Genomic DNA, 23,331 nt, shown 5'->3' on the forward strand with positions numbered 1-23,331 from the left:
GAACCACAAGTTCCGGGGCCGGGCCCCTCGCTGTCTGTACCTGAACGCTTTCTGTAGCTGAACGCTGTCTGTACCTGAACCTAGCGGCGCTGGGGGAGCAGGCCCGCGAGCCTGTGCCACCACCGGCCAACCGCCCGGCCCATGGCTTTGCCGAGCCTTCCCACAGCCCGGAACGGTGCGCCGAGCGCGTGGACCCAGCGTTGCATCATCGACGGCGGCACCCAGTCGGCGCGGAAGCGCACCAACCAGCGGGCATTGTTTCGCAACGCCTCACGGACGACGGCGATACGGCCCGCCGCTGCCGGTGCCGGGCCCGCCATGCGACCGTAGCGCTGCCGTTCGAAGTCAGAGGTGAGGGAAGCCACTGCGGCGTGTGCGGCGTCGTCGAGTCCTCCCGCGTCACCAAGCGCGATGCTGGACCGCAGTCGGGCGGAAAAATGCCTCGGCGTCTCGCTGGGTGTCGATGGCACGCCGTAATCCGTAGCGAGGTCCTGCAGTTCCGCCCAGGCAAGTTCCGGGGCAGGATCCTTGACACCGGGGATTCCGTCTTCATCCGGAGGTTTTTGATTCAGCCGGCGTCGCCTCAGGACCGTCCTGCTCAGCCTCGGCGACCAGAGGAAACCGACGAGCAGCAACACCCCGGCTGCGGCGGCGACGATCGCTGGGAGCGGGTTCGTGGCGCCCGAACCCGTAGCAGGGGTCTCTACCCCTGGAATCGGGACGGGCGCTGCTGCCGGCGGTGCGGGGGTTGTGAGGACTTCTTTCTCGTCGGCGTTGGTGCTGAGATTACTGGGAACTGAGGATTCCGCGGCGTAGTCGGGGACGAAGCCCCGCGACGGCGTGGGCTCAAAGGGAACCCAGCCAAGCCCCTCAAAGTACAGTTCGGGCCATGCGTGAGCATCCCGGGCGTCCACCTCGTACTCGGGGAAGGAACCCTGACCGACCAAGGCCACGGACTCGCCCGTGAGCCGGCCCGGCGCGTAGCCCACGGCGATGCGGCTCGGAATCCCTACGGCCCGCGCCATGACGGCCATAGCCGAGGAGAAGTGAACACAATAACCGCTCTTGACGGCAAGGAAATCCGACAGGACCGAGAGGCCGTTACCGTCATAGCCGTTTTGCACGGGAGCTTGTAAGGAGTACGTGAACTCGCCGGAACGCAGGTACTTCTGGAGGGCCAGCGCTTTGGCGTAGTTGCTGCCCGCGGATGCCGTGACGGTATCGGCTGTTTGCCGCACGATGTCCGGAAGGTTGCCCGGGATCCTGAGGAAGTCATCTGAAATGCCCTGCGGGACGGAAGTGGCTTGGGACAGGGACTCTGATGTGATCCTGGGGGCTGCGGAGAAGACAACGTACCGTTGGGCGCGGGTGGTGGTCTCCGTGCTCATGATGCTCAAAGTAGCCGGATCCCAGGTCCAGCGTCCGTTGAGGCCGTTCACCGAAGCCGGAGCAAACGGGGCAGGGAGGTAAGGGCTGGTGAACAGGCCCGCGTTAATGGACGTCACGGCATTGACCACTTCGCCCTGGACGGCGTACCCCGTCTCGATCCTGTCAGCACCTACGCGGCGCTCGCCTGCACGATCATCCGGGGCCCAGGTTTCGCCGTCGAAGTGGTCAACAGTGACCGACCTCAAATACAGGGGTGCGCCGGCGCTCGTGGCATACGTGATGCGGCCCGAACCGGTAGGACTCCTGAGGCTGTTGCCCAGGGTGATCATGGGATTGAGCCCATTGGAGGTGCCCCACGGGCTGAGCCTTGAACCCTGCGGAAAGGTGCCGGTCTCGAAACCGGGTATGGCCAAGGGCACGGTCATGGTCAATGCCAGCGCCAAGCCACCGGTGACAACTGAGCGCTTGAACTGGCCGGCACCGCGCCCCGAACCGGACTGGAGCCTGGCATCAGGGGCGAACCAGTGGCTGCAACCGAGGATGAGCAAGTAACCCACGGTCGCGCCGATGAATCCGGCTACTCCCACGCTCTGCGGTTTGATAGTGGCAGGCACCACCATGACCGCCAGCAGGCCAATGCCGCTGGCCGCAGGCATGGAAAGTGGAACGGCCAGGGCATCGATGAGGATCACCAGGAGCCCAAGGCAGGCACACATGACGAAAACGATCCCGGCGTTGGGTGCCACCGGCGCGCTTTCGGAAACCACTGTTTCGGCGGCCCGCTTAATGTGTCGTCCGACGGCGGTAAAGGTTTCGGTGGTGGGGATGAACCCCGCCAGGCTCTCCTGGCGGCAGAAGATGAAGCTGAGCGCAGCCGCCAGGGTGGCAAAGGAGCCCAGGGTCGCGATCAGCGGCTGGGCCCGGAGTGCCCGGAGGGCAGCAAGCGTCAGCGCGACCACTACCACCGTGGTGATCAGCGGCATGAACCAGGCCCAGCCCCTGAGGACACCGTTCAAGGACAACGCCGCCCCTAGGACAGCCACCGCCACTGATCCTGCCATGGCCCATGGATAGGGCCCTGGACCCGGGACCTGCGGTCGGGGCGGCTTGCCGGACGAAGCCGTGCTGGCTGTTCCACCCGGTTGGGTCGGAGCGCTGGGGGAGCCCTGGTGGGATGTAGCGGTCATCGTGGCACCGCCGCTCCACGCCGGACATCCATGGCCGCATCTGCGGCAGCTACGATGCCGCCGGCATCGAAGGCTGACCAGGCAGCCGTCAGCTGGGTTTTCGATGTCACAGCGGCTGCCCTCCAACCAGCAACGCGCAAGATCTCAAGTATTTCCTCGTTGTTCCGTGAGGCATCGGTGATCACCAAGGCAAAGGCGTTGGCACCATAGCCGGCCGCCGGGGCCAGTGTCCTTGCCTCCGCAGGCGTCAGGTTGCCCACCAAGGCAAGCAGCGGACCGCGCAACCGGTGCGCTGAGAGTTTGTCCATCAGGCGATCGTTGAAAGGAGAATCGGCATTCTCCGTGCCCGCCGAGCCGGGGGAGCCCTCCTTGTGTTCGGAGATTTGCTCGGTCCTGTGGTGCTCCAGCCTGGTGTGCCTCGGGCCGCTTAGCTCCACTGCCGCAAGACTCTCTGCGATGGCCTGAAGTCCGCCCACGCCCGCGAACTCCTCCGCCTCCGTGTCCGGCGCCGACCGCGAACGATGGAACGCCGGGCTGCCGAATGCATCAAGGAGTCGTAACGAATAATTCCGTTCTGCCAAATGCGCGCTAATGGACATCGCCGCGGTGACCATCCACTCGAAGTTCGTACTGGTGACAAGGTCAGAGTTCTCGTCATGGCTCCCGAAGACAGAACCGGTTCCGGCGGCAAATGCGGTGAATCTCTGGTCCAGGATGAGGGTGGCCTCCGGGGTGGTCACCGACTCCTCTTGACGCACCATGAGCTGGCCATGGCGGGCAGTCGCCGCCCAGTGAACGCGGCGCATGGGATCACCGTGCCTGTACTCACGGGTCATGATGTCGTCATCGCTGGGATTGGCCCGGATACGGGTCGCCGTCACGCCATCATTGCCACGCGCGCCGGCGAGGCCCGTGACGGGAAGTTCGACGGCGGCAGGAGTCACGGTGAGGATGTCGCCGTCGTCAATTGCATGCCGCCGCAGCGATAAGCCGAAAGGGTCACTGAACTCTGCGGTGACCGGACCAATCCGGAACTGTCCCCGCTTGCCCGAGCGCAAGTGATATTCGTAGCGGCTGGTGCCTCCGGATGCTGATCGGGCAGGAAAGCGGAAAGCGGGTGGCTCACCGAAGCGGGGAGGCAGTTGCTCCTCCATGATCACGTGCCCTGTGGAATATGACGACCGTGCAACAGCGAGGCGAACGGTTGTGGTGCCGGACGTCTCCACCGTGGACGGATTGAACTCCCGGTACACCTGGAACTTGGGTTTGAGCACCCGGACGCCGGCGAGCGCCACCAAGGGAAGGAGAATCAACAGGACAGCCAGAGTCAGGAGATCACGCCTGCCCATGACATACGCGCACCCCATGGAAAGGGCCCCGGCGGCCAGAAGCCCCCAGCCGCGGTTGGTGAATAAGTGCTTGGGAAGCCGATCCATGAGCGCCATACCGGCATCTCTCCTAAACGCTGTGCCTGTCCCTGCGCCACGCGCCGGGCGGTTCCTGAGCCACGGGCAAGGAAGCGAAGATGCCCCGGAGAATGCTCTGCGGCGTGTCGCCCGAACTCGCAGCCTTGCGGTCCAGGATGATCCGGTGGGCGAGCACTGATTCGGCCACGTCCACCACGTCATCCGGAAGGACAAAATCGCGGCCATCCAGGGCCGCCGTGGCCTTGGCCGCACGGAGCAGTTGCAGCAAGGATCGCGGGCTGGCACCAAGACGGAGCCGGGCACTGTCACGGGTTGCCCGTCCAATGGCCACCGTGTATTCCTTGATGGCAGTGGAGACATAAACCTGCTGGACGGTGGCGATCATGGCAGCCACGTCGGCCGCCGTGACCACGGGAGTCACCTTAATCAGGGGTGAGGACGCCTGATGTGTCTCCAACATCTCGATCTCGGCCTCCCTGTCCGGGTAGCCCATGGAAATCCTGGCCATAAAGCGGTCACGCTGTGCTTCGGGCAGCGGGTACGTGCCTTCCATCTCGATGGGGTTCTGCGTGGCCACCACCATGAAAGGCAATCCCAGCTGATACGAATGGCCGTCCACAGTCACCTGGTGCTCTTCCATGCATTCAAGCAAGGCGGATTGGGTTTTGGCCGAAGCGCGGTTGATTTCGTCGCCGATCACGATGTTCGCGAACACGGCACCGGGCCGGAACTCGAACTGCCGGGACGACTGGTTGTAGATGGACACTCCTGTGACGTCGGAAGGGAGCAGGTCCGGGGTGAATTGAATGCGGGACACAGTGCAGTCCACAGTGCGGGCCAGCGTCTTTGCGAGCAGGGTCTTGCCGACCCCCGGCACATCCTCCAGCAGAAGATGGCCCTGGGCCAGCAGCACAGTAAGGGCGAGCTTGGCGGCGTCGGCCTTTCCATCGATGACCTTATTGATGGAACCAAGGATGCGCTCGCTGGCATCGTGGAACCGTTCGGCGTCCATGACGTGCGGCCTGTGCCCATTGAGCCCAGCGCCGTCACGGGGCAGGGGACTGTAAGCCTCGCCCTGAGCAGGAGAAGGTTCAACGGTGACTTGTCGCTTGGACTCCATGAATTGCCCTTCAGCCGTGGCCTCCGCAGCAGCTGTCTTCGCTGAGCGCTGCTGGTGTTGGCCGCTTGTCCGTTCCAGACTACCCAGACATTGGCCTGCGCTAACATAGTGCCCCGGAATTTATGTGGCAAACGGAATTCATGGCTCGCTCCTCCCGGGCGCCCGGGGAGGACCACGGTCCGAATAAGGTGGAAGCATGTGCAATTCCCTCGCTCCCGCACCTTACCGGGCGCCTTCCGACGCAGCAGACGAAAAAGACTCACGCCGGGAGTACCCACCAGCGCCCGAACCCCTGCCTGTACCTGTGATGGACAATCACACGCATCTGGACTTCAGGCACGGCTTGATTGAGGTCTCGGTCCGGGACGCGATGGACTCCGCGGAAGCCGTTGGTGTGCAGGGCGCCATCCAAGTGGGCTGCGACCTCGAATCCTCCAGGTTCACAGTGCAGGCGGTGGAAGCTGACCCCCGGCTACTCGGTGCCGTAGCGATCCACCCCAACGACGCCCCCGAATACGCGGCCCGCGGTGAACTGGAATCAGCGCTCGCCGAGATCGAGGCGCTGGCCGGTCATCCGCGGATCCGGGCCATCGGCGAGACCGGGTTGGACTTCTTCCGAACCCACGGTGAGGGGCTGGCCCATCAGCGGTACTCCTTCCGGCGACACATTGACATCGCCAAGAGGCTCGGGCTGACACTGCAGATTCACGACCGCGACGCCCACGACGACGTAGTGCAGGTCCTGCGGGAGGAAGGCGCTCCGGATCGCGTGGTGTTTCACTGTTTCTCCGGAGATGAGGAACTAGCCCGGATCTGTAACGGGAACGGCTGGTACATGTCCTTCGCCGGCACCATGACGTTCAAGAACGCCGGGAATCTCCGCGCTGCCCTGGCCATTGCCGAACCTGGCAGGATTCTGGTGGAAACCGACTCTCCGTTCCTCACTCCGCATCCCCACCGTGGGCGGCCGAATGCGAGCTACATGGTTCCCTACACAGTCCGGTCCATGGCTGACGTGACAGGAGATGACTTGGCCGAACTTTGTTCGCGGTTGGCCGAAAACACTCTGAATGCCTACGGTCCATGGGCCTAAGCCACCTTTTTTGACAACGAGGCGGGCCCCGGGCCTGGATACCCGGTATGCACGATTCTTGGTTCGTTTATAACGGATCGGTTACTGTGTTAGACAAGTAGCCGGGGTCGGGGAAGGCCTTCGGACAACTGCACCGGTTGATTCCGGAGCAATCAGTTGAATGTTTTTGGCGGCGCAGATGCCGGCAGCAAGTGTAGGACCAAGCGTACTGCCTGGCCCTCCGTTTTTGCGGTCGGCATTACTTTTGCGCTTTTCCCCGTGCCCGGATGGTCTGAGAGTAATGGGCGATCGTGATCAAGTTCTTCACAACGGATGGCAAGTTCAGTTTCCTCAAGGTAGGTACCCAGCTGCTGGTGGTTGCAGCGCTGGTGGTTGGTGTCGTCGCCTTCGTCGGCAACAACAAGACCGTCACCCTCAACGTGGACGGCAAAGTGAGCTCCATCCAGACCTTCGGCGGCACTGTTGACCAAGTGGTCAAAGCAGCCAAGGTCGAGTTGAAGGACGCAGACCGCGTTTCCCCTGCTCTTGACGCGCGGGTCGAAAACGGATCCGTAGTGAACGTCAACCTGGCCAAGGCCGTGTCCATTGAACTGGATGGCGCCCGGAAGACCGTGAACACCACTGCCCCTGACGTTGCAGGCCTGGTGAGCGAACTCGGTGTAGCAAGCTCCTCCGAAATCTCCCAGCCCAAAGAAGCGTCCTTGGAAGTCACCGGCTCCTTCGTGTCCATCTCCACTCCCAAGACCATCAGCGTGGTAGCTGACGGCAAGGACACCAGCACCACCACGACGGCGGACGACGTCGCCACCGTGCTCAAGGACACCGGAATCACCCTCGGTGCCAACGACCGCATCTCCCAGCCGGGCAATGCGCCCATCGTCCAGGACATGGTGATTAAGGTCTCCCGGGTGGACACCAGCAAGACCGCCGAAGCCACCGAAGAAGTACCGTTCGAAAGCGTGAAGAGTGACAGTGCTGAACTCTTCAAAGGCGAAGAGAAAGTGACCCAGGAAGGCGTGGCAGGGTCCCTGGTCAAGACGTTCAAGCTGGTCCTCGTGGACGGCCGCGAAGCGTCCCGCACCCTGGTCTCCAGCAACGTAGCCACCGAGCCGGTGACCGAAAAGATCAGCGTCGGCACCAAGGCCCGCCCCGTTCCCACCCCTGCCCCGCAGGCAGCAGCCGCAACTGCAGCACCCGCAGCCAGCGGCCCCACCGGCGCGCCGAACGAAGCCATGTGGGACAGGATCGCCCAGTGTGAATCGGGCGGAAACTGGTCAATCAACACCGGCAACGGCTACTACGGTGGCCTGCAGTTCTCCAGCCCCACCTGGCTTGCCAACGGTGGTGGAGCCTACGCTCCCAACGCCAGCCTTGCCACCAAGGCTCAGCAGATTGACATCGCCAACCGCCTCTACGCCAAGAACGGCCTCAGCGACTGGGGCTGCGCCCACGCAGCCTGACCCCGCACAGGCGATACGATACCTAGGTGACTGAACCGAATTCCGAACCCGCCGCCGTCGCGCCCTTGATGGGCGCCACAGATATCCGACGGCTCGCCGAGGAGATCGGTGTACGCCCCACGAAAACCCTGGGGCAGAACTTTGTGATCGACGGCAACACCATCCGCAGGATTGTGGCCGCAGCAAATATTGGCGACGATGAAACCGTGCTGGAGGTAGGCCCTGGGCTTGGCTCCTTGACACTCGGTTTGCTGGACGCGGCCAAGGCCGTGGTCGCCGTCGAAATCGACCCCGTGTTGGCGGAAAAGCTGCCGGCGACTGTGCGCGCTTGGCGGCCCGGTGCGGAGGACAACTTCCACCTGGTGTTGTCGGACGCCATGAAGGTCACCGAACTGCCTTTGCCGCCCACCGCATTGGTGGCCAACCTGCCCTACAACGTGGCCGTTCCGGTGGTGCTTCATCTGCTGCAACATTTCCCCAGCCTCCAGCATGGCTTGGTCATGGTTCAGGATGAGGTTGCGGATCGCCTGGCCGCCACGCCGGGTTCCAAGATCTACGGTGTCCCGTCGGTCAAGGCGGCCTGGTATGGGCATATGCGCAAGGCCGGTGTCATCGGGATGAACGTCTTCTGGCCTGCGCCGAAGATCCATTCAGGCCTGGTTGCCTTCACCCGGCATAACCCCCCGGAAACGCATGCCACGCGTGAACAGGTATTCGCCGTCATTGATGCTGCCTTCGCGCAGCGGCGGAAAACGCTGCGCGCGGCACTCGCCGGGTGGGCCGGGAGCGCCTCCGAAGCGGAGCGGTGCCTCGTGGCCGCCGGAGTTGACCCCACAGCGCGCGGCGAGGTCCTGGACATCCACGCCTACGTCAAGATCGCCGAAGCCCGCCACCCCGTGGACGCATGAACCCGGGTAACCGCAAGCCAAGCAGCCTCCCGTTCGTGGGGGATCGCTTTCATGCCCGCACGGTTCGCGTCAAAGCCCCGGGCAAGATCAACGTCTCCCTGAGCGTAGGACCGTTGCGGCCCGACGGATACCATTCGGTGGCCAGCGTATACCTCGCCGTCTCCCTCTACGAGGAAGTGGCGGCCACAAGTACTGAGGCTGAAGGAATCACTGTCAGCATCAGCCCGGACAGCACACTGGACCTGGACGGCGTGGACATCCCCCTGGACGAGCGCAATCTCGCCTACAAGGCTGCGGCCATCATGGCTGAAATGTCCGAGAAACCAACCGGCGTGCACTTGGAAATCACCAAGCGTGTCCCCGTGGCTGGTGGAATGGGCGGTGGCTCTGCAGACGCCGCCGCCACGCTGCTGGCCTGCGATGCGCTCTGGAACAGCGGCCTCTCACGAGAGGAACTGGCACACCTTGCAGCCGAGTTGGGCGCAGACGTGCCGTTCTCGCTCCTGGGAGGGACCGCCGTCGGGCTTGGCGTGGGAGATAAACTCTCGCCCGCGCTGGCCAAGGCGCAAATGGATTGGGTGCTGGTTTTTGCCGATTACGGGCTGTCCACCCCTGACGTGTTCCGAACCCTGGACGGGCTTCGGGACTCAGAAGGCGTGGAGATTCCCGAGCCCGTTGACGTGGACCCCACCATCCTGCAAGCCCTGCGGAACGGCGACCCCGAAACCCTCAGCCGCGTGCTGATCAACGACCTCCAACGGGCCTCCATTACGCTCGCACCCCAGCTTCGCGACACCATCGGACTGGGTGAAGCGCGCGGTGCCCTTGCCGGCATGGTGTCCGGCTCGGGACCCACCATCGCCCTGCTTGCCAGGGATTCTGTCTCAGCTAAGGTCCTTGCTGAAGAGCTTGGCCATCGGGGACACAATGCCCTGGCCGTTCACGGTCCCGTGCCCGGCGCCCGGATCATCTCCGATACCCTCCTGTAGTACCTCCGCATTCCAGCAGTAGAAAGTAGTACCCATTGGCCCACCTGCTTGGCGGCGAAAACCTCACCGTTTCGTTCGCGACCCGCACTGTCCTCGACGGCGTCACCCTCGGTTTGGAGGATGGCGACCGCATCGGCATGGTGGGCCGCAACGGTGACGGTAAATCGACACTCATGCGCCTGCTCGCCTTGCGTTCGACGCCCGACTCGGGCCGCGTCACCAAGCGCGGAGACGTCAACGTCGGCTACCTGGACCAAGGCGACGTGCTCGACGGCGACCTCACAGTAGGCGCTGCGATCGTCGGTGACCGTGCGGACCACGAATGGGCGGCCAACGCCAAGATCCGCGAAGTCATGGGTGGACTGGTGGGCGACGTCGACTGGCACGCCAACGTCCATGCTCTATCCGGCGGCCAGAAGCGCCGTGTTGCGCTGGCCAAACTCCTCATCGAAGACCACGACGTCATCATGCTGGACGAACCCACCAACCACCTCGACGTCGAAGGCGTGGCGTGGCTGGCCCGGCACCTCAAGACACGTTGGCGCGCCAACCAGGGCGCCTTCCTGGTGGTCACCCACGACCGCTGGTTCCTCGACGAAGTTTGCAACTACACCTGGGAAGTCCACGACGCCATGGTGGACATGTTCGACGGCGGGTACGCAGCCTACGTTTTGGCGCGCGCCGAGCGCGACCGTATGGCCGCCGTCGTCGAAGGTAAACGCCAGCAGCTCGTCAAAAAGGAACTGGCGTGGCTTCGGCGTGGTGCACCTGCCCGAACCGCGAAGCCCAAGTTCCGCATCGAAGCTGCCAACGACCTCATCGCCGACGTACCCGATCCCCGCGACTCCGTGGCCCTCAGCAAAATGGCCACCGCACGCTTGGGCAAGGACGTGCTGGACCTCGAGAACGTCACCCTTGACTTCCTCGACGGCGAGGACGGACAGAAGCTCTTCGACAACATCACCCTGCGGCTTGCGCCGGGCGAACGTCTTGGGCTGGTGGGCGTCAACGGGGCAGGCAAGTCCACGCTCCTGAGGCTGCTGAACGGCGAAATCCAGCCGAGCTCGGGCAAGGTCAAGCGTGGCAAGACTGTGGTCACTGCCGTGCTGACCCAGGACGTCAAAGAGCTCGATGAAGTATCGGACCTGCGCGTCATTGAGGTCATCGAACGCGAAAAGCGGTCCTTCAGTGTGGGCGGCAAGGAATTTACCGCCGGACAGCTCGTGGAACAGCTCGGGTTCACCAAGGAAAAGCAGTGGACACCCGTCAGCGACCTCTCCGGCGGTGAGCGTCGTCGACTTCAGCTCCTGCGCCTGCTGGTAGGGGAGCCCAACGTCCTGATGCTCGACGAACCCACCAACGACCTCGACACCGACACCCTTGCCGCCGTCGAGGACGTCCTGGACGGCTGGCCCGGCACCCTGGTTGTGGTGAGCCACGACCGCTACCTCCTGGAACGCGTCACGGACAACCAAATGGCACTCCTGGGCGACGGCAAACTCCGTGGCCTGCCCGGAGGTGTGGACCAGTACCTCGAATTGCGCGAAGCTGCACTGGCCTCGGGCGCAGTTGGCGGCGGCTCAGGTGCTCCCACTTCCGCAAGTGGCGGCTCTTCGGGCGCTGCCGCTCCATCCGGTGCCAGCGAAGCCGAAAAACGCGAAGCCCGCAAGGACCTCAACAGGATCGACCGCCAACTCGGCAAGATCTCCCAGCAGGAAGAAAAGCTCCACACCCAGATGGCAGCCAAGTCCGAATCCGGTGACTTCGATGCCCTGGGGGAGCTCAACGCAAAGCTCCAGGAATTGCTCGAGGAGAAAGAGGGCCTGGAACTTGAATGGCTCGAGGCCGCCGAAATCCTGGGCGAGTAGGGGTGGGCCGGTGCCGGCCGGCCGCAAACATCCTCAGCGTGCTGCTACTTCGTCGCTTTACGTCGCGGGCGGCGGCCAGAGCTGTCTCGCCGTCGCCTAGCTACGTCCCAGCGGCACGCATCCTCCGCGTGCTGCTCCTTCGTCGCTTTGACGCACGCTTCCGGATGCCTGCCGCTGCGCCGACGGCCGATTACCAACCCTCTATCACGTTCCTCGGGTTTGCGGTGGATGGTCTCTCACATCCCAAGGGTTTCGGGTCGATCGTCTCTCACGTCCCTAGGGTTTGGGGTGGATGGTCTCTCGCGTCCCTAGGGTCTTTGCGCTTGTTCGTAGCCTATGAGCCAGTGCAGGCCGTGGCGGTCCACTACCTGGCCGTCTGATGCGCCCCATGGTTTCGGCGCAAGTGGGTCCACGATTCGGCCCCCGTCGGCGAGCTTGTTGAACCATTCGTGAAGGACTGCTGGTTCGGCTGCTCCCAGCAGTGAGAGCATGACTCCTTCGGTGCGGATGCTCTTTTCGCCGTTTGAAGTGTCGGATCCGCCCAATGAAACCACCCCGCGGAGGACTCCGTGGGCGATCGCATCAGAAGGGCCGTCGGTGCGATTGAATTCCTCGAAGGTGTACAGGGAAAGCTCCCCGCCGAAGATCTCCGCGTAGAAACCAAGCGCGTCACGAGCCGTTCCCGGGAAACTCACATAGATCTGCGGTGCGGTCATGAGCACATCCTACAAAGTACCAAGCAGGTGGGAATGAGAGAGGGTTGCCCGGGAGGCGCCGGGAGGTGAGAGAAGGTGGGGCTCAAGGGCGTGTGATGTGAGAGAGCGTACCTTTTAGCGGCGCCGGCGGCCTTCGGGAAGGAGCGCATCGCGGCGCATCGGTGGCCTGAGGTCGCCCCCGACCGGAGGGTCACCTATGCGTTGTGTCTAAGCGACGGCGAAGGGCGGCGGTGCTGCGCAGGTGACCAAAGGAGGGACTCTACGCTTCGGAGCGGAGCTCAGGCTCCTTTTGGAGGCCCGTCAGGCCGTTCCACGCCAGGTTCACCAGGTGAGCGGCGACAGCCCGTTTGTCGGGAGTGCGGCTGTCCAGCCACCACTGGCCTGTCATGGCCACCATTCCCACGAGCATCTGCGCATACATGGCTCCGTCCGCGGCGCTGAATCCGCGCCGCGCGAATTCGTCGGAGAGCAGGTGTTCCACCCGGGCCGTCACGTGGGTGAGCAGCGTGGAGAAGGCGCCCTCGGGCTGCGAAGGCGGGGCGTCGCGCACGAGGATCCGAAAGCCGTCGGTGCGGTCTTCGATGTAGCCAAGAAGTGCCAACGCAGCACGTTCAACCAGTACGCGGGGCTTTGCTTCGGTGCTGAGGGCCTCGGTGATGGAGTCCAGAAGGATCCGGAATTCGGTGTCCACCACTTGGCGGTACAGGCCTTCCTTGGAGCCGAAATGTTCGTAGATCACGGGCTTGGAAACTCCGGCGGCGGCAGCGATTTCCTCGATGGTAGTGCCATCCAGTCCTCGGGCGGCGAAGAGGGCACGACCGATGCCGACGAGTTGTGATTTCCGCTGCTGTCCGGTCATCCGTACACGCACTGCCGGGCCGCTGGTGACATGCTCTGCGGGCTCGGAGGCGGCCGCCGGCCGGGGGAGTTCAGTGCGGTTGCTCACGTGTCCATCATGCCCTAAGTGACTGCTGGAACGGGCGCAGGGCGGGTCCTCCGGTAGCGGAAGTGTGAATCCCGGAGCGGCCTCGGGGTGGTCAAGTCGCGAAGCATGCATTGGTCATGGCAAACTAGATTCTTGTGTGTGCATCCCGGTGATCCGGGTAACCCTCCGGGCCGCAAGATCCGGGGGATGAATCATGCACGGTCCGCTCTGGTGTAATGGCAGCACCCCGGCCTTTGGAGCCGTGGAGTATAGGTTCGAATCCTATGGGCGGAACGGTCGGAAAATGCTCTCCTTCTCTGTACCTGTAGCGGCTCTCACGGTGCCTGGGTCCATTGCTGGATGGCAGCATTCCGAAGCCGGGTTACCCGGGACATACCGAGCAAGGAGAGCCAGTACGTGAGCCCCGAAACCACCGGTCCCGCAGCGGTGATCGTTTTGGCCGCAGGTGCCGGAACGCGCATGAAGTCGCGGACTCCCAAGATCCTCCACGAAATCGGCGGTCGCTCCATGGTGGGCCACGCTCTCCTCGCCGCACGTGCCATCAACCCGTTGAAGCTGGCCCTGGTTGTCCGCCACGAGCGTGACCGCGTAGCAGAGCACGTTACCGGGCTGGATCCGGAAGCACTCATTGTTGACCAGGACGACGTTCCCGGCACTGGCCGCGCAGTGGAAGTGGCACTCAACGCTCTGGATGCCGACGCCGAACTTTCCGGCACCGTGGTGGTCACTTACGGCGACGTCCCGCTGCTGACCGGTCAACTGCTCGGTGAACTTGTGGCAACGCACGAGGCTGAGGGCAACGCCGTCACGGTCCTCACCGCGGTGCTGGCCGACGCGACCGGCTACGGCCGGATCCTGCGCGCCGAAGATGGCACCGTCACCGGTATTCGTGAGCACAAGGATGCCAGCGAGACCGAGCGCACCATCCGCGAGGTCAACTCCGGTATCTACGCTTTCGACGCCGCCGTTTTGCGCACCGCACTTGCGAAGGTCACCACGGACAATGCCCAGGGCGAGATGTATCTGACCGACGTCCTCGGGTTGGCCCGTGACGCAGGCGGCCGGGTAGCCGCCGTCGTGACTGAGGACCGCTGGCAGGTTGAAGGTGCCAATGACCGCATCCAGTTGTCCGCGCTTGGTGCAGAGCACAACCGCCGCATCATCGAGTCCTGGATGCGTGCTGGCGTGACCGTGGTGGATCCCGCCACCACCTGGATCGATTCCACCGTCACGCTTGATGAAGACGTCCGGTTGCTGCCTAACACCCAACTTCACGGTTCCACCACGGTGGCGCGCGACGCCGTCGTTGGTCCTGACACAACCTTGACGGACGTCAGCGTTGGCGAAGGCGCAAAGGTGATCCGTACGCACGGTTCGGGTTCCACCATCGGCGCCAAGGCAAGTGTCGGACCGTTCACGTACCTCCGCCCCGGCACGGTCCTGGGCGAGACCGGCAAGATCGGCGCGTTCTACGAAACCAAGAACGTGACAATCGGCCGCGGTTCCAAACTGTCCCACCTGGGCTACGCCGGTGATGCTGAGATCGGCGAAGACACCAACATCGGTTGCGGCAACATCACGGCCAACTACGACGGCGAGAAGAAGCACCGCACTGTGATCGGCTCGGGCGTCCGCACAGGTTCAAACACGGTCTTCGTGGCACCTGTGACAGTTGGCGACGGCGCTTACAGTGGCGCCGGTGCGGTCATCCGTAAGGATGTTCCCCCGGGAGCCCTCGCGCTCAGCCTGGCCGCACAGCGGAACGCCGAAGGCTGGGTAGCGGCCAACCGGCCGGGCACCGCCTCCGCGAAGCTGGCCGAAGCCGCGCAGGAGCCGGCGTCCGCATCCACATCTTCACAATCCCCGGCAACCATAGAAGAAGGCAAACAGGCATGAGCGAAATTACCGCACACGGCGAGAAGAAACTGATTCTCGCCGCCGGAAGGGCGCATCCGGAGCTGGCGCAGGAAATCGCGAAGGAGCTGGAGACCGAGCTCCTGCCCATCGACGCCTACGACTTCGCCAACGGGGAAATCTACGTCCGTTCGGCCGAGAGCGTGCGAGGCACTGATGCCTTCGTCATCCAGGCCCACCCGGCTCCGCTGAACAACTGGCTCATGGAGCAGTTGATCATGATTGACTCGCTCAAGCGCGCCTCTGCCAAGAGGATCACGGTTGTTTCCCCGTTCTACCCGTACTCCCGCCAGGACAAGAAGGGCCGCGGCCGCGAGCCCATTTCCGCCCGACTGGTTGCCGACCTTTACAAGACCGCCGGCGCGGACCGCATCATGTCCGTTGACCTGCACACCTCGCAGATCCAGGGCTTCTTCGACGGTCCTGTGGACCACCTGATGGCCATCCCGCTGCTGGCCGATTACATCCGCACCAAGGTGGAAGCGGACAACATCACGGTTGTTTCGCCTGACACAGGCCGCGTCCGGGTAGCCGAGCAGTGGGCTGAGCGCCTGGGCGGTGCCCCGCTCGCGTTCGTTCACAAGAGCCGCGACCTCACCGTCCCCAACCAGGCAGTCTCCAAGACTGTTGTTGGCCAGGTTGAAGGCCGCACCTGCGTCCTCATCGACGACATGATCGACACTGGCGGAACCATTTCCGGCGCCGTTCAGGTCCTGAAGAACGCCGGCGCCAAGGACGTCATCATTGCCTGCACGCACGCGGTCTTCTCAGATCCCGCCGCGCAGCGCCTCGCTGATTCCGGTGCCCGCGAAGTCGTGGTCACCAACACGCTGCCCATCCCGGCAGAGAAGCGCTTCCCGTCGCTGACGGTGTTGTCGATCGCACCGTTGATTGCCCGCGCCATTCGTGAAGTGTTCGACGACGGTTCGGTCACCAGCCTGTTCGACGGCAAAGCATAGCGCCGGACTGCTGAATTTGAGCGGGCCATCCGCCGCCTTCGGGCGTGCGGGTGGCCCGTTTTCATTGCCCGTTTTCAGAAAGGGCGCGAACCGCTGCTAAACTCTTGGGGATACCTTGGCGAGGGAGAGCACATCCGGTCCGCATTTGTGGACCAGGGTTGCGGGTCTCCGTTATCGACTGGGTCTGCATCTCCTTCAACACAGGCGGAACGGCTGCTCGGCGGCCGATCTCAGCCGGGCGTAGAAGGTCTCCAGACCTCCGCCCTTGCTGATAGACCAGCCCGGACTTCCCGGGTGCCACAGTAATCAAGGAGTACACATGTCTGAGCAGAAGCTCACCGCAGAACTGCGCACCGAATTCGGCAAGGGTTTCGCCCGCCGTGCACGCATGGCCGGCCAGATCCCGGCTGTCATCTACGGTCACGGCGCAGAGCCCATCCACATCAACCTGCCGGGCCGCGCCACCACGCTGGCAGTTCGCGTTTCCAACGCCCTGCTTGCAATCGACGTCGACGGCGAGCAGCACCTTACGCTCGTCAAGGACATCCAGCGCGATCCCGTTAAGCAGATCATCGAGCACGTTGACCTCCAGACCGTGAAGGCCGGCGAGAAGGTTACCGTCGACATCGCCATCCACGTTTCCGGTGAAGTTGCTCCGGGTGCTGTCGCCAGCCTCGAAGCCACCACGGTTTCCCTCGAAGCTGAAGCAACCCACGTTCCCACCGCCGTCGAGGTCAACATCGACGGCCTCAAGGCCGGCGAGAGCATCCACGCTTCCGACCTGGTCCTTCCGAAGGGTTCCATCCTGCTCACCGAAGGCGACACCTTGGTGGTCCGCATCGCTGAAGCCGCTGGTGCTGAAGAAGAAGAGAGCACGGAAGCTGCCGCTGAGTAGTCTTCTGACTGCTTGAGGCTTACGCCGTTGAGTGGCCGGGCACCCTTGGGGTCCCGGCCACTTCTTCTTTGCCACCCACCATCCCTGCTGATCAACCGAACCCTCCCTAGGATGAGACCATGACTGACACCTGGCTGATTGTCGGCCTCGGCAACCCCGGCAGCGAGTACAGCAACAACCGGCACAATGTTGGCCAGATGGTGCTGGACGAACTGGCTTCCCGCATGGGTGGGAAGTTCAAGGTCCACAAGGCTCGCGCCCAGGTGGTGGAGGGCCGGCTGGGTATTGGAGGTCCACGCGTGGTGCTGGCGAAGCCCATGACATACATGAACGTCTCAGGCGGACCCGTATCAGGGCTGTGCAACTTCTTCGACATCGCACCGGACCATGTCATAGCCGTCCACGACGAGATCGACATCCCTTTTAACACAGTCAAGCTAAAAATAGGCGGCGGTGAGGGCGGGCACAACGGTCTGCGGGACATCTCCAAAGCACTTGCCACCAAGGACTACCTGCGTGTCCGTGTAGGGGTGGGCCGACCGCCGGGCCGCATGGAGACAGCCGACTACGTCCTCCGGGATTTCGCCACCGCGGAGAAGAAGGAACTGCCGTTCCTCGTGGACGAAGCGGCTGACGCAGTGGAGCTGCTCATGGACCAGGGCCTGCTCGCCGCGCAACAGAAGCACCACCCTGCCAAAGCTTGAGCAAATCTTGAGGAAAGCCTGATGGTCCCGAGGACCTTAAGGCCTACAAACTGTGGGCCCCCGGCGGTAGTGTGCATCTTACGCAAGTAAGCGGTGGGGGACTGTCGCGGATGTGTAGCTAAGGATGCGGATGTCGGCGGAGTTGCTAAACAGGAGCGGGGGAGGCGCAGCGAGAGCTGCGGCTCCCGATCTTGTGGGCGGCCCAACAGACCGTCAAACATGGTCGCTGTTGGCCCGGAGCCACGATTTGTCCAAGGCGGGCAAACACCTCGAATCGCCCGACTCCTACGGAGTGGTCCTAACAGGGGAACGGGGAATCGGTAAGTCAGGCCTGGCAAGGGCAGTAGTGTCCTCTCTTGGTCCCAAAGTCCACAGCCTCCAGCTGCGCAACACAGTAGCAAGCGGCCAAACCCCCTATGGATGCCTTGGTTTCCTGCTGGCCCGGTTGCCTTCGGGTGCCGTGGGCTCGCCTACGGGCATCCTGCATGCGGTCACGAACCTGATCAGGACAGAAGCCGCGGGCCGCGAAACTGTCTTCATCGTGGACAACGCCGGCGGCATGGATCCCATGAGCACAGGCGTTCTGTTGAACCTCATGGCTACGGGCACCGCGAAAGTCATCGCCACAGTCCAACGCGCCAGCGACCTTCCAGCTGATTTCCATCGCCTGGTCCTTGAAGGAACGCTGGGTGAGGTGCATTTGAATACCCTCAGCGAGGAACAGACCAAGCAGGTCCTGGGTTCGGTCCTGGGGCATTATGTCTCTTCAACATTGGTAGGTTCACTGCACTCCGCCGTGGGTGGTAACCCCATGCTCCTGCATGCGCTTCTCGAGGAGCAACGGCATACTGGCAACCTGGTTCTCAACGACTCCGTCTGGACTCTCCGTGACCGAATCAAACTTGAGGGCGCCACGGTTGTGGAGGACTTTGTCCGCTCCAGACTGGCGCGCGAAGCGCAAGCCAGCAGGACCGTCGTCGAAATCCTGGCTTGTGCGCAGCGCGCAACACTGTTGGATCTGGCCGACATCTTCGGCACCGAAGTTCTGGTGGAGATGGAAGAGTCAGCCCTGCTGACCATTGAAAAGGACGGCGACCACTGGGTTTCGCTCCGGGACCCGTACGTGGGCGAGGTAGTGCGCGGCTGGTTGAGTACCCGCCGCATGCGTGAGCTGCGGTTGATGCTGCACGGTCCCAAAGAGCCTGAACTCCAAGCTTTGGCGCCGCAGGACCTCCTCAGCTATGCGGCGTGGATGCATGCCTCCGAGGACGAGCCCGCGCCCTCACCCGCGCATGCACTTGCGGCCGGGCGGGCCGCGCTGGATGACTATGACCCCAACTTCGCCATTCAGTGCACGCTGTCACTGGACCCGAAGGACAGCGAATGGGTGCCCGGGCAGAGGCTCAAAGCTGCGGCCTACCTCTTGCTGGACCTGCCGTTGCACGCAGCCCAGGCATTGGATGAGGTGTCGGACTCCCACATCGAGGCTTTGGAGCCATTGGAGTTCGCTGAAGTCATCGCAGCAAAATGCCAGGCGATGACGTGGATCGACGGTCGGTCAGCAATGGTGCCGGGGGTTATCGCCGCCGGTGTGGAGACGCTCGAAGCCAAGGCCGGGGATTACCCGGCACAGGCAATGACGGCGGCGCGCAACCGACTCCGGCTCTGCGGCTACGAGTACCAAACCTACATGGGTGAGTACGCCGCCATGATTGACGCCTTGGAGGAGGAACAGGCCAAAGATCCCTCGGAGGACCGCGAACATTGGCTCAAGTCATCCTTCTTCCTGATCGAGGCCCGCTGCATGCTTGGCAGGGAGTTGGAGGCACAACAGCTTGCGCGAACCGTTTCACGGCACTTGGGGGACACGGACCGCCCCGCACAGCTGGAGGAATCTTTCGCGAGGCACGCGTTCCTGGTCCTGCTGTTGTCCGGCCAATGGCGGAAGTGCATCGAACTCATGCGCCGCACACCCTCAGGGTCCTCACGCCTTCAATACCGGGGTGCGCTCACTGAACTGGGCGTTGGGCTTGCGTTCGCTTATGCGGGCAAGCCTGCCAGCGCAATCGAACCCCTGCGCTCGGCCGTTGCGCAATTGGAGCTCCGGCCCAGCATGAACATGAACAAGGTTGCCTATGCAGCCACCGCTTTTGCCTACGCTCAACTGGGCAATTCCGTGGAGGCAGGCCGGTACCTGGACCTCTACAGAACCTGCAGGGGAGTGGGGACGTATTTCTCCGAATCCGTCGCTGAGTTCTGTGCGGAGCTGGCCGGGCGGTGGATGGGTGACCCTGATGTGAAGCAGCGGCTCCTGGCCCGGGTGCGTACAGACATCGAGCAGCAGCGCTTCACCACGGCCGGCATCTACCTTTTTGGCGCCACCGTGGAAGGGACAGACGAGGAATACCGGTTGCTGGAGGATATTGCCGGCCGCCGCCAAGGGCCCTTGGCCAAGATTTCCGGCGATCTTGCGCGTGGCGCCCTGACCAAGAGCTCCCGCTCATTGCTGGCGGCCGCTGATGCTGCAGCATCCCTTGACCTGTTGGTGGTGGAAGCCCGGTGCGTGGCCATGGCACTTGATTACGCCAGGGACGCCGGGGAAACAACAGCGGCCCGAACGGCGCAGCTGAGGCTTGAACGGCTGGAACATTCGGTCCCGGCATTGCCGATCCAGCCACGCAGCGACGCGCCGGTGTTAACCGAACGGGAACGCCAGATTGCTAAACTCGCGGGAAAGGGTGTCAGCAACCGTGAAATCGCGATGGATATTGGGGTGTCTGTGCGAACTGTAGAAGGTCATCTGTACCAGGTGTTCACCAAGCTCGGCGTATCGTCTCGGGGCGAGCTCAATGGACTGCTGTGAGGCTAGCGGCGAAACTTCCGTAGACACGGTGTGGGTTGCCCATGCAGGCTGAGCACCTTGTAGGGCGGGACGCCGAACTGGAACTGGCCATGGAGATTCTGCGTCAGGAAGGCGCCGGGGCCGTGCTCCTGGTTGCGGATCCCGGCATCGGAAAGACCGCCCTGGCAGCGGAAATCGCAGCGCGCCTGGCTGGGGAAATGGTGGTGATGCGGGTTCATGGGAGTCCCGCCTTGTCCGCCGTGCCCTATGGCGTCCTTGCCCCATACTTACTGGACCTTCCGGTTGAGCAAGCGACGTCGCCTGTGGCGATCCTGCGTGAGTTCTGGTCCCAATTCGAGAAACGGCGTGGCGGCGAAGGAGCGCGCCTGCTGTTGATCGTGGACGACGCACACGACCTCGATGAAGGCAGTACGCAGATTCTCGCCGAGCTGGTCACTGCGGGCTGGGCGCGGCTCGTAGCCACCAGCAGGCCCAGGCCGGGTTTGCCCGCGGCCCTGCTTCAACTCTGGTACGACGGACTGGCAGAACGGTTGGAGCTCCACCCGCTGGACAAGCAAACGGTCACTGAGCTGGCAGAAAAGACGCTCGGCGGGATCGTCATGTCCAGCGCGGTTGAGGTCCTGCACTCAGCGTCCGAAGGCAACCCATTGCTGCTTCACTGCCTCCTTGAGGATTCAAAGTCTGAGGGAAACCTGGTACGCCGGAACGGAGTCTGGCTCCTGACCCGGGCACTCTCCGGCAGCGGGGAAAGCCTGGCCGAGGTAGTCCGCAACAGGGTACTCCGGACCAGCGAAGCTGAACGGGAGGCGATGTACATCATCGCCCTGTCCGAGCCCGTCCCTGCCGCTGTGCTGGATACGCAGGTGGGCAGGGACACTGTACGGGCGTTGATGGACAGCCGGCTTGTACTCTCCGCCAATGGAGCCGGCGGGCCCCTCAAAATGTGGCACCCCATGTACAGTGAGGCGCTGCGCAAGATCGTTTCGCCTGCCCGCAGCCTCCAAATCCGCCAGCGCATGGAGCAGCAATTGCCCACGGAACCGTCCACAGCGGAGGGACTGCTGCGGATGGTGAGCTGGGCCCTGGACTGTGGCGCCGACGTCGATGATGAACGGCTGCTGCAGGCAGCATTCCTGGCCGCCAAGCTGCTTCAGAATCCCTTGGCGCTAGCTGCAGCGGGCAAAGTCCGGGCGGAGGCGCTGCGTCCGCGGGCGCGCGCGGTGATGGCCATGGTCCACTACAACGACGGCGACTACCGCAGTGCCGTCGGCTTGTTGGAGGAAGGCTCCGGGTTCCTGGACGCTGATCCGTCGCGACCTTTAGGCGCAGGCCTTCTGTGGGCTGCCGCGCGCATTGCCGCGGGTGATCCGCCAGCTGATATCGTGGCCGATGCGCGGACCGCTGCCAAAGTCCTGATTGGTGACCGGGAGATCTCGGACCCTGTTGTCCGGCAAGTCGAAAGGCACGTGCGGGCGCTGGAATTGGCAGTGCTCGCCAATGACGGCCGCTACGAGGAACTCCGTGAGGGCCTGGACGGGTTCGCGGAAGCGCTCGGGGATGATGGGCCTGACCTTGCCATGAACCGGATTTTCCTGCTGGCGATGCAGTGTGAGCTCCTGACTGTGGAGGGGCAACCCGGGCAGGCTTTGGAGGCTGGCCGCGAGGCCTTGCTGCTGTTGGAATACGATAATGACCTCCTGTACTTCAGCGACTTTGTTCTGCTGCGATATACCCTGGCCGCCTTGGAATCCGGAGATTGGGTAGCGGCCGCTACAGGCCTTGACCGCTACGCCGCCGGTTCGGCCATGGGACTCATCTATTTCGGTGGAGGCATCGAAGCGCTCAAAGGCATGTCACTGTTGCGCCAGGGCCGCCTGGAACAGGCAACGGAGCTGCTGACGCCCGCCGTCGAAGCGCTGCGGGTCAGGGACCCCCTGCAGTTGCGAGGCCTTGGAAACGCCTTGGCGTTCTATGCCGCAGCCAAGTCCGGCAACACACTGCTTGCCCGGCGCCTGGAAAGCGAGCAGCGAGCGGCAGCCGGCGCAGGCGCCTTTGTGGAAGCACTCGCGGAACTGTTCAGGCTTGCAGGCCAGGAACTTCTCGGTAAAGGCACAGGCCTGCAGAAATTGAGCCGACTTCCGGAATCCGGGTATCTGCACCGGTTGCCCGGCATTTTGCTGCAGAACCTGGTCCTTAGGGCCGAGGTCGGGGACGTGCAGGCCATGGAGTCCATCCAGGAAACGGCGTCGCCGATGGGCGGGGGCTGGGCAGCGGGCTGGCAGTCCATGGCGGCGGCACAGTTGCGCGGTGACGGCCAAGGGTTCGTGACTGCGGGCAATCTCTTGGCTGCTTCCGGAATGCCCGGGCCCGCCGCGGTGGCCTTCGACAGGGCTGCTGTGACCTTCGACGCTGAAGGCAAACGGCCCGAGGCGCGGCAAGCAGCTGTCCTGCGCGATGTCAGCGAGGCCAGCCTGGGCGATGCCCTGGTTCATGACCCGCACACCAAGGCGGACCGGTCCGTGCCATTGACCCGACGTGAGCAGGACATCGTGGCATTGGCCGTCTCAGGACTGACTGATCGCCAGATCGCCGAGAAGCTCATGGTGTCGGTCCGGACCGTGGAAGGTCATTTGTACCGGAGCTACGCCAAACTGGGCATCCGGCGGCGTGAAGATCTGGGTGCGGCCGTCCGTCACTGACGCGCGCTGCTGAGTACCCGTTTCAGGGCCTCCCGGCCCACCTACCCCCGGAATCGCGCGGGATTTACCAAATCAATGGAGTAATGCGCGGGTATTCCGTGTCGAAACCAAGTAGTGCCCTATCCGGGGACTGAGTACAACAGAGTATGACGGCGCCAAATGCTGCCTACTTTTCGAGTACCAACTACTGATGT

16 protein-coding genes and 1 tRNA gene are annotated in these 23,331 nt (G+C 63.4%); 12 read left to right on the forward strand and 5 right to left on the reverse strand.

Going from position 1 to position 23,331, the window contains the following annotated elements; all coding sequences use genetic code 11:
- Positions 1-80: 80 nt before the first annotated feature.
- Genes ACNAOT_RS06925 through ACNAOT_RS06935 form a run of 3 tightly spaced genes read right to left on the reverse strand, consistent with a single transcriptional unit; the run spans position 81 to position 5,123 of the window.
- On the reverse strand, positions 81-2,576 hold the full coding sequence (locus tag ACNAOT_RS06925; protein WP_420180527.1) for a transglutaminase TgpA family protein: 2,496 nt from the start codon (positions 2,574-2,576) through the stop codon (positions 81-83).
- The gene (locus tag ACNAOT_RS06930; RefSeq protein WP_420180528.1) at positions 2,573-4,021 is read right to left on the reverse strand and encodes a DUF58 domain-containing protein; all 1,449 of its coding nucleotides are present in this window, start codon (positions 4,019-4,021) and stop codon (positions 2,573-2,575) included. Before ACNAOT_RS06930 ends, ACNAOT_RS06925 begins: the two co-directional genes overlap by 4 nt.
- Before the next feature lie 13 nt (positions 4,022-4,034).
- Positions 4,035-5,123, reverse strand: a complete 1,089-nt coding sequence (locus tag ACNAOT_RS06935; protein ID WP_420180529.1) for an AAA family ATPase — start codon at positions 5,121-5,123, stop codon at positions 4,035-4,037.
- A 196-nt stretch (positions 5,124-5,319) separates the two neighbouring features.
- Between ACNAOT_RS06935 and ACNAOT_RS06940 the strand changes: the two genes are divergently transcribed.
- From ACNAOT_RS06940 to ACNAOT_RS06960, 5 genes are all read left to right on the forward strand, one after another.
- Positions 5,320-6,216: a TatD family hydrolase gene (locus ACNAOT_RS06940; RefSeq protein ID WP_420180530.1), complete on the forward strand. Its 897-nt coding sequence runs from the start codon at positions 5,320-5,322 to the stop codon at positions 6,214-6,216.
- Between the two features lie 290 nt (positions 6,217-6,506).
- Positions 6,507-7,676 (forward strand): transglycosylase family protein, encoded by a 1,170-nt coding sequence (locus tag ACNAOT_RS06945; RefSeq protein ID WP_420180531.1) that lies wholly within the window; start codon positions 6,507-6,509, stop codon positions 7,674-7,676.
- Between the two features lie 26 nt (positions 7,677-7,702).
- Complete coding sequence (gene rsmA / locus ACNAOT_RS06950) at positions 7,703-8,584, forward strand: 16S rRNA (adenine(1518)-N(6)/adenine(1519)-N(6))-dimethyltransferase RsmA (RefSeq protein WP_091466175.1); 882 nt, start codon at positions 7,703-7,705, stop codon at positions 8,582-8,584.
- On the forward strand, positions 8,581-9,573 hold the full coding sequence (locus ACNAOT_RS06955) for a 4-(cytidine 5'-diphospho)-2-C-methyl-D-erythritol kinase (protein ID WP_420180532.1): 993 nt from the start codon (positions 8,581-8,583) through the stop codon (positions 9,571-9,573). Before rsmA ends, ACNAOT_RS06955 begins: the two co-directional genes overlap by 4 nt.
- Positions 9,574-9,608: 35 nt before the next feature.
- Complete coding sequence (locus ACNAOT_RS06960) at positions 9,609-11,441, forward strand: ABC-F family ATP-binding cassette domain-containing protein (protein WP_364308313.1); 1,833 nt, start codon at positions 9,609-9,611, stop codon at positions 11,439-11,441.
- 308 nt (positions 11,442-11,749) lie between these two features.
- Here ACNAOT_RS06960 and ACNAOT_RS06965 read toward each other — a convergent pair whose 3' ends face one another.
- Positions 11,750-12,157 carry a VOC family protein gene (locus ACNAOT_RS06965; RefSeq protein WP_420180533.1) on the reverse strand — a complete coding sequence of 136 codons (408 nt, stop codon included), beginning with the start codon at positions 12,155-12,157 and terminating at the stop codon, positions 11,750-11,752.
- Between the two features lie 259 nt (positions 12,158-12,416).
- Positions 12,417-13,016: a TetR/AcrR family transcriptional regulator gene (locus ACNAOT_RS06970; protein WP_420181135.1), complete on the reverse strand. Its 600-nt coding sequence runs from the start codon at positions 13,014-13,016 to the stop codon at positions 12,417-12,419.
- A 288-nt stretch (positions 13,017-13,304) separates the two neighbouring features.
- Here ACNAOT_RS06970 and ACNAOT_RS06975 point away from each other — a divergent pair.
- The 7 genes from ACNAOT_RS06975 to ACNAOT_RS07005 all read left to right on the forward strand — a co-directional run bounded on the left by ACNAOT_RS06975 (position 13,305) and on the right by ACNAOT_RS07005 (position 23,137).
- Positions 13,305-13,376 (forward strand) — tRNA-Gln (locus ACNAOT_RS06975).
- 123 nt (positions 13,377-13,499) lie between these two features.
- Positions 13,500-14,999, forward strand: coding sequence for a bifunctional UDP-N-acetylglucosamine diphosphorylase/glucosamine-1-phosphate N-acetyltransferase GlmU (gene glmU / locus ACNAOT_RS06980; RefSeq protein WP_420180534.1), 1,500 nt, complete (start codon positions 13,500-13,502; stop codon positions 14,997-14,999).
- Entirely contained in the window at positions 14,996-15,976 is a 981-nt protein-coding gene (locus ACNAOT_RS06985; protein ID WP_011774071.1) for a ribose-phosphate diphosphokinase, read from the forward strand. The genes glmU and ACNAOT_RS06985 overlap by 4 nt, the downstream gene beginning before the upstream one ends.
- A 319-nt stretch (positions 15,977-16,295) precedes the next feature.
- Positions 16,296-16,871 carry a 50S ribosomal protein L25/general stress protein Ctc gene (locus ACNAOT_RS06990; protein WP_091466180.1) on the forward strand — a complete coding sequence of 192 codons (576 nt, stop codon included), beginning with the start codon at positions 16,296-16,298 and terminating at the stop codon, positions 16,869-16,871.
- Positions 16,872-16,990: 119 nt separating this feature from the next.
- Positions 16,991-17,575: an aminoacyl-tRNA hydrolase gene (pth, locus tag ACNAOT_RS06995; protein ID WP_091466181.1), complete on the forward strand. Its 585-nt coding sequence runs from the start codon at positions 16,991-16,993 to the stop codon at positions 17,573-17,575.
- 130 nt (positions 17,576-17,705) lie between these two features.
- On the forward strand, positions 17,706-20,438 hold the full coding sequence (locus tag ACNAOT_RS07000) for a LuxR C-terminal-related transcriptional regulator (RefSeq protein ID WP_420180536.1): 2,733 nt from the start codon (positions 17,706-17,708) through the stop codon (positions 20,436-20,438).
- 41 nt (positions 20,439-20,479) lie between these two features.
- Positions 20,480-23,137, forward strand: coding sequence for a helix-turn-helix transcriptional regulator (locus ACNAOT_RS07005; protein WP_420180537.1), 2,658 nt, complete (start codon positions 20,480-20,482; stop codon positions 23,135-23,137).
- Positions 23,138-23,331 lie beyond the last annotated feature (194 nt).

The sequence above is a fragment of the Paenarthrobacter sp. TA1.8 genome, assembly GCF_048595705.1.
In the GTDB taxonomy this organism is placed as follows: Bacteria; Actinomycetota; Actinomycetes; order Actinomycetales; family Micrococcaceae; genus Arthrobacter; species Arthrobacter nitroguajacolicus.

Bases quoted from the DNA above. Each gene is read 5' to 3' on its own strand.
- ACNAOT_RS06925 (WP_420180527.1), bottom strand. From the start codon at position 2,576: ATGACCGCTACATCCCACCAGGGCTCCCCCAGCGCTCCGACCCAACCG.
- ACNAOT_RS06930 (WP_420180528.1), bottom strand. From the start codon at position 4,021: ATGGCGCTCATGGATCGGCTTCCCAAGCACTTATTCACCAACCGCGGC.
- ACNAOT_RS06935 (WP_420180529.1), bottom strand. From the start codon at position 5,123: ATGGAGTCCAAGCGACAAGTCACCGTTGAACCTTCTCCTGCTCAGGGC.
- ACNAOT_RS06940 (WP_420180530.1), top strand. From the start codon at position 5,320: ATGTGCAATTCCCTCGCTCCCGCACCTTACCGGGCGCCTTCCGACGCA.
- ACNAOT_RS06955 (WP_420180532.1), top strand. From the start codon at position 8,581: ATGAACCCGGGTAACCGCAAGCCAAGCAGCCTCCCGTTCGTGGGGGAT.
- ACNAOT_RS06965 (WP_420180533.1), bottom strand. From the start codon at position 12,157: ATGACCGCACCGCAGATCTATGTGAGTTTCCCGGGAACGGCTCGTGAC.
- ACNAOT_RS06970 (WP_420181135.1), bottom strand. From the start codon at position 13,016: ATGACCGGACAGCAGCGGAAATCACAACTCGTCGGCATCGGTCGTGCC.
- ACNAOT_RS06985 (WP_011774071.1), top strand. From the start codon at position 14,996: ATGAGCGAAATTACCGCACACGGCGAGAAGAAACTGATTCTCGCCGCC.
- ACNAOT_RS06990 (WP_091466180.1), top strand. From the start codon at position 16,296: ATGTCTGAGCAGAAGCTCACCGCAGAACTGCGCACCGAATTCGGCAAG.
- pth (WP_091466181.1), top strand. From the start codon at position 16,991: ATGACTGACACCTGGCTGATTGTCGGCCTCGGCAACCCCGGCAGCGAG.
- ACNAOT_RS07000 (WP_420180536.1), top strand. From the start codon at position 17,706: ATGTCGGCGGAGTTGCTAAACAGGAGCGGGGGAGGCGCAGCGAGAGCT.
- ACNAOT_RS07005 (WP_420180537.1), top strand. From the start codon at position 20,480: ATGCAGGCTGAGCACCTTGTAGGGCGGGACGCCGAACTGGAACTGGCC.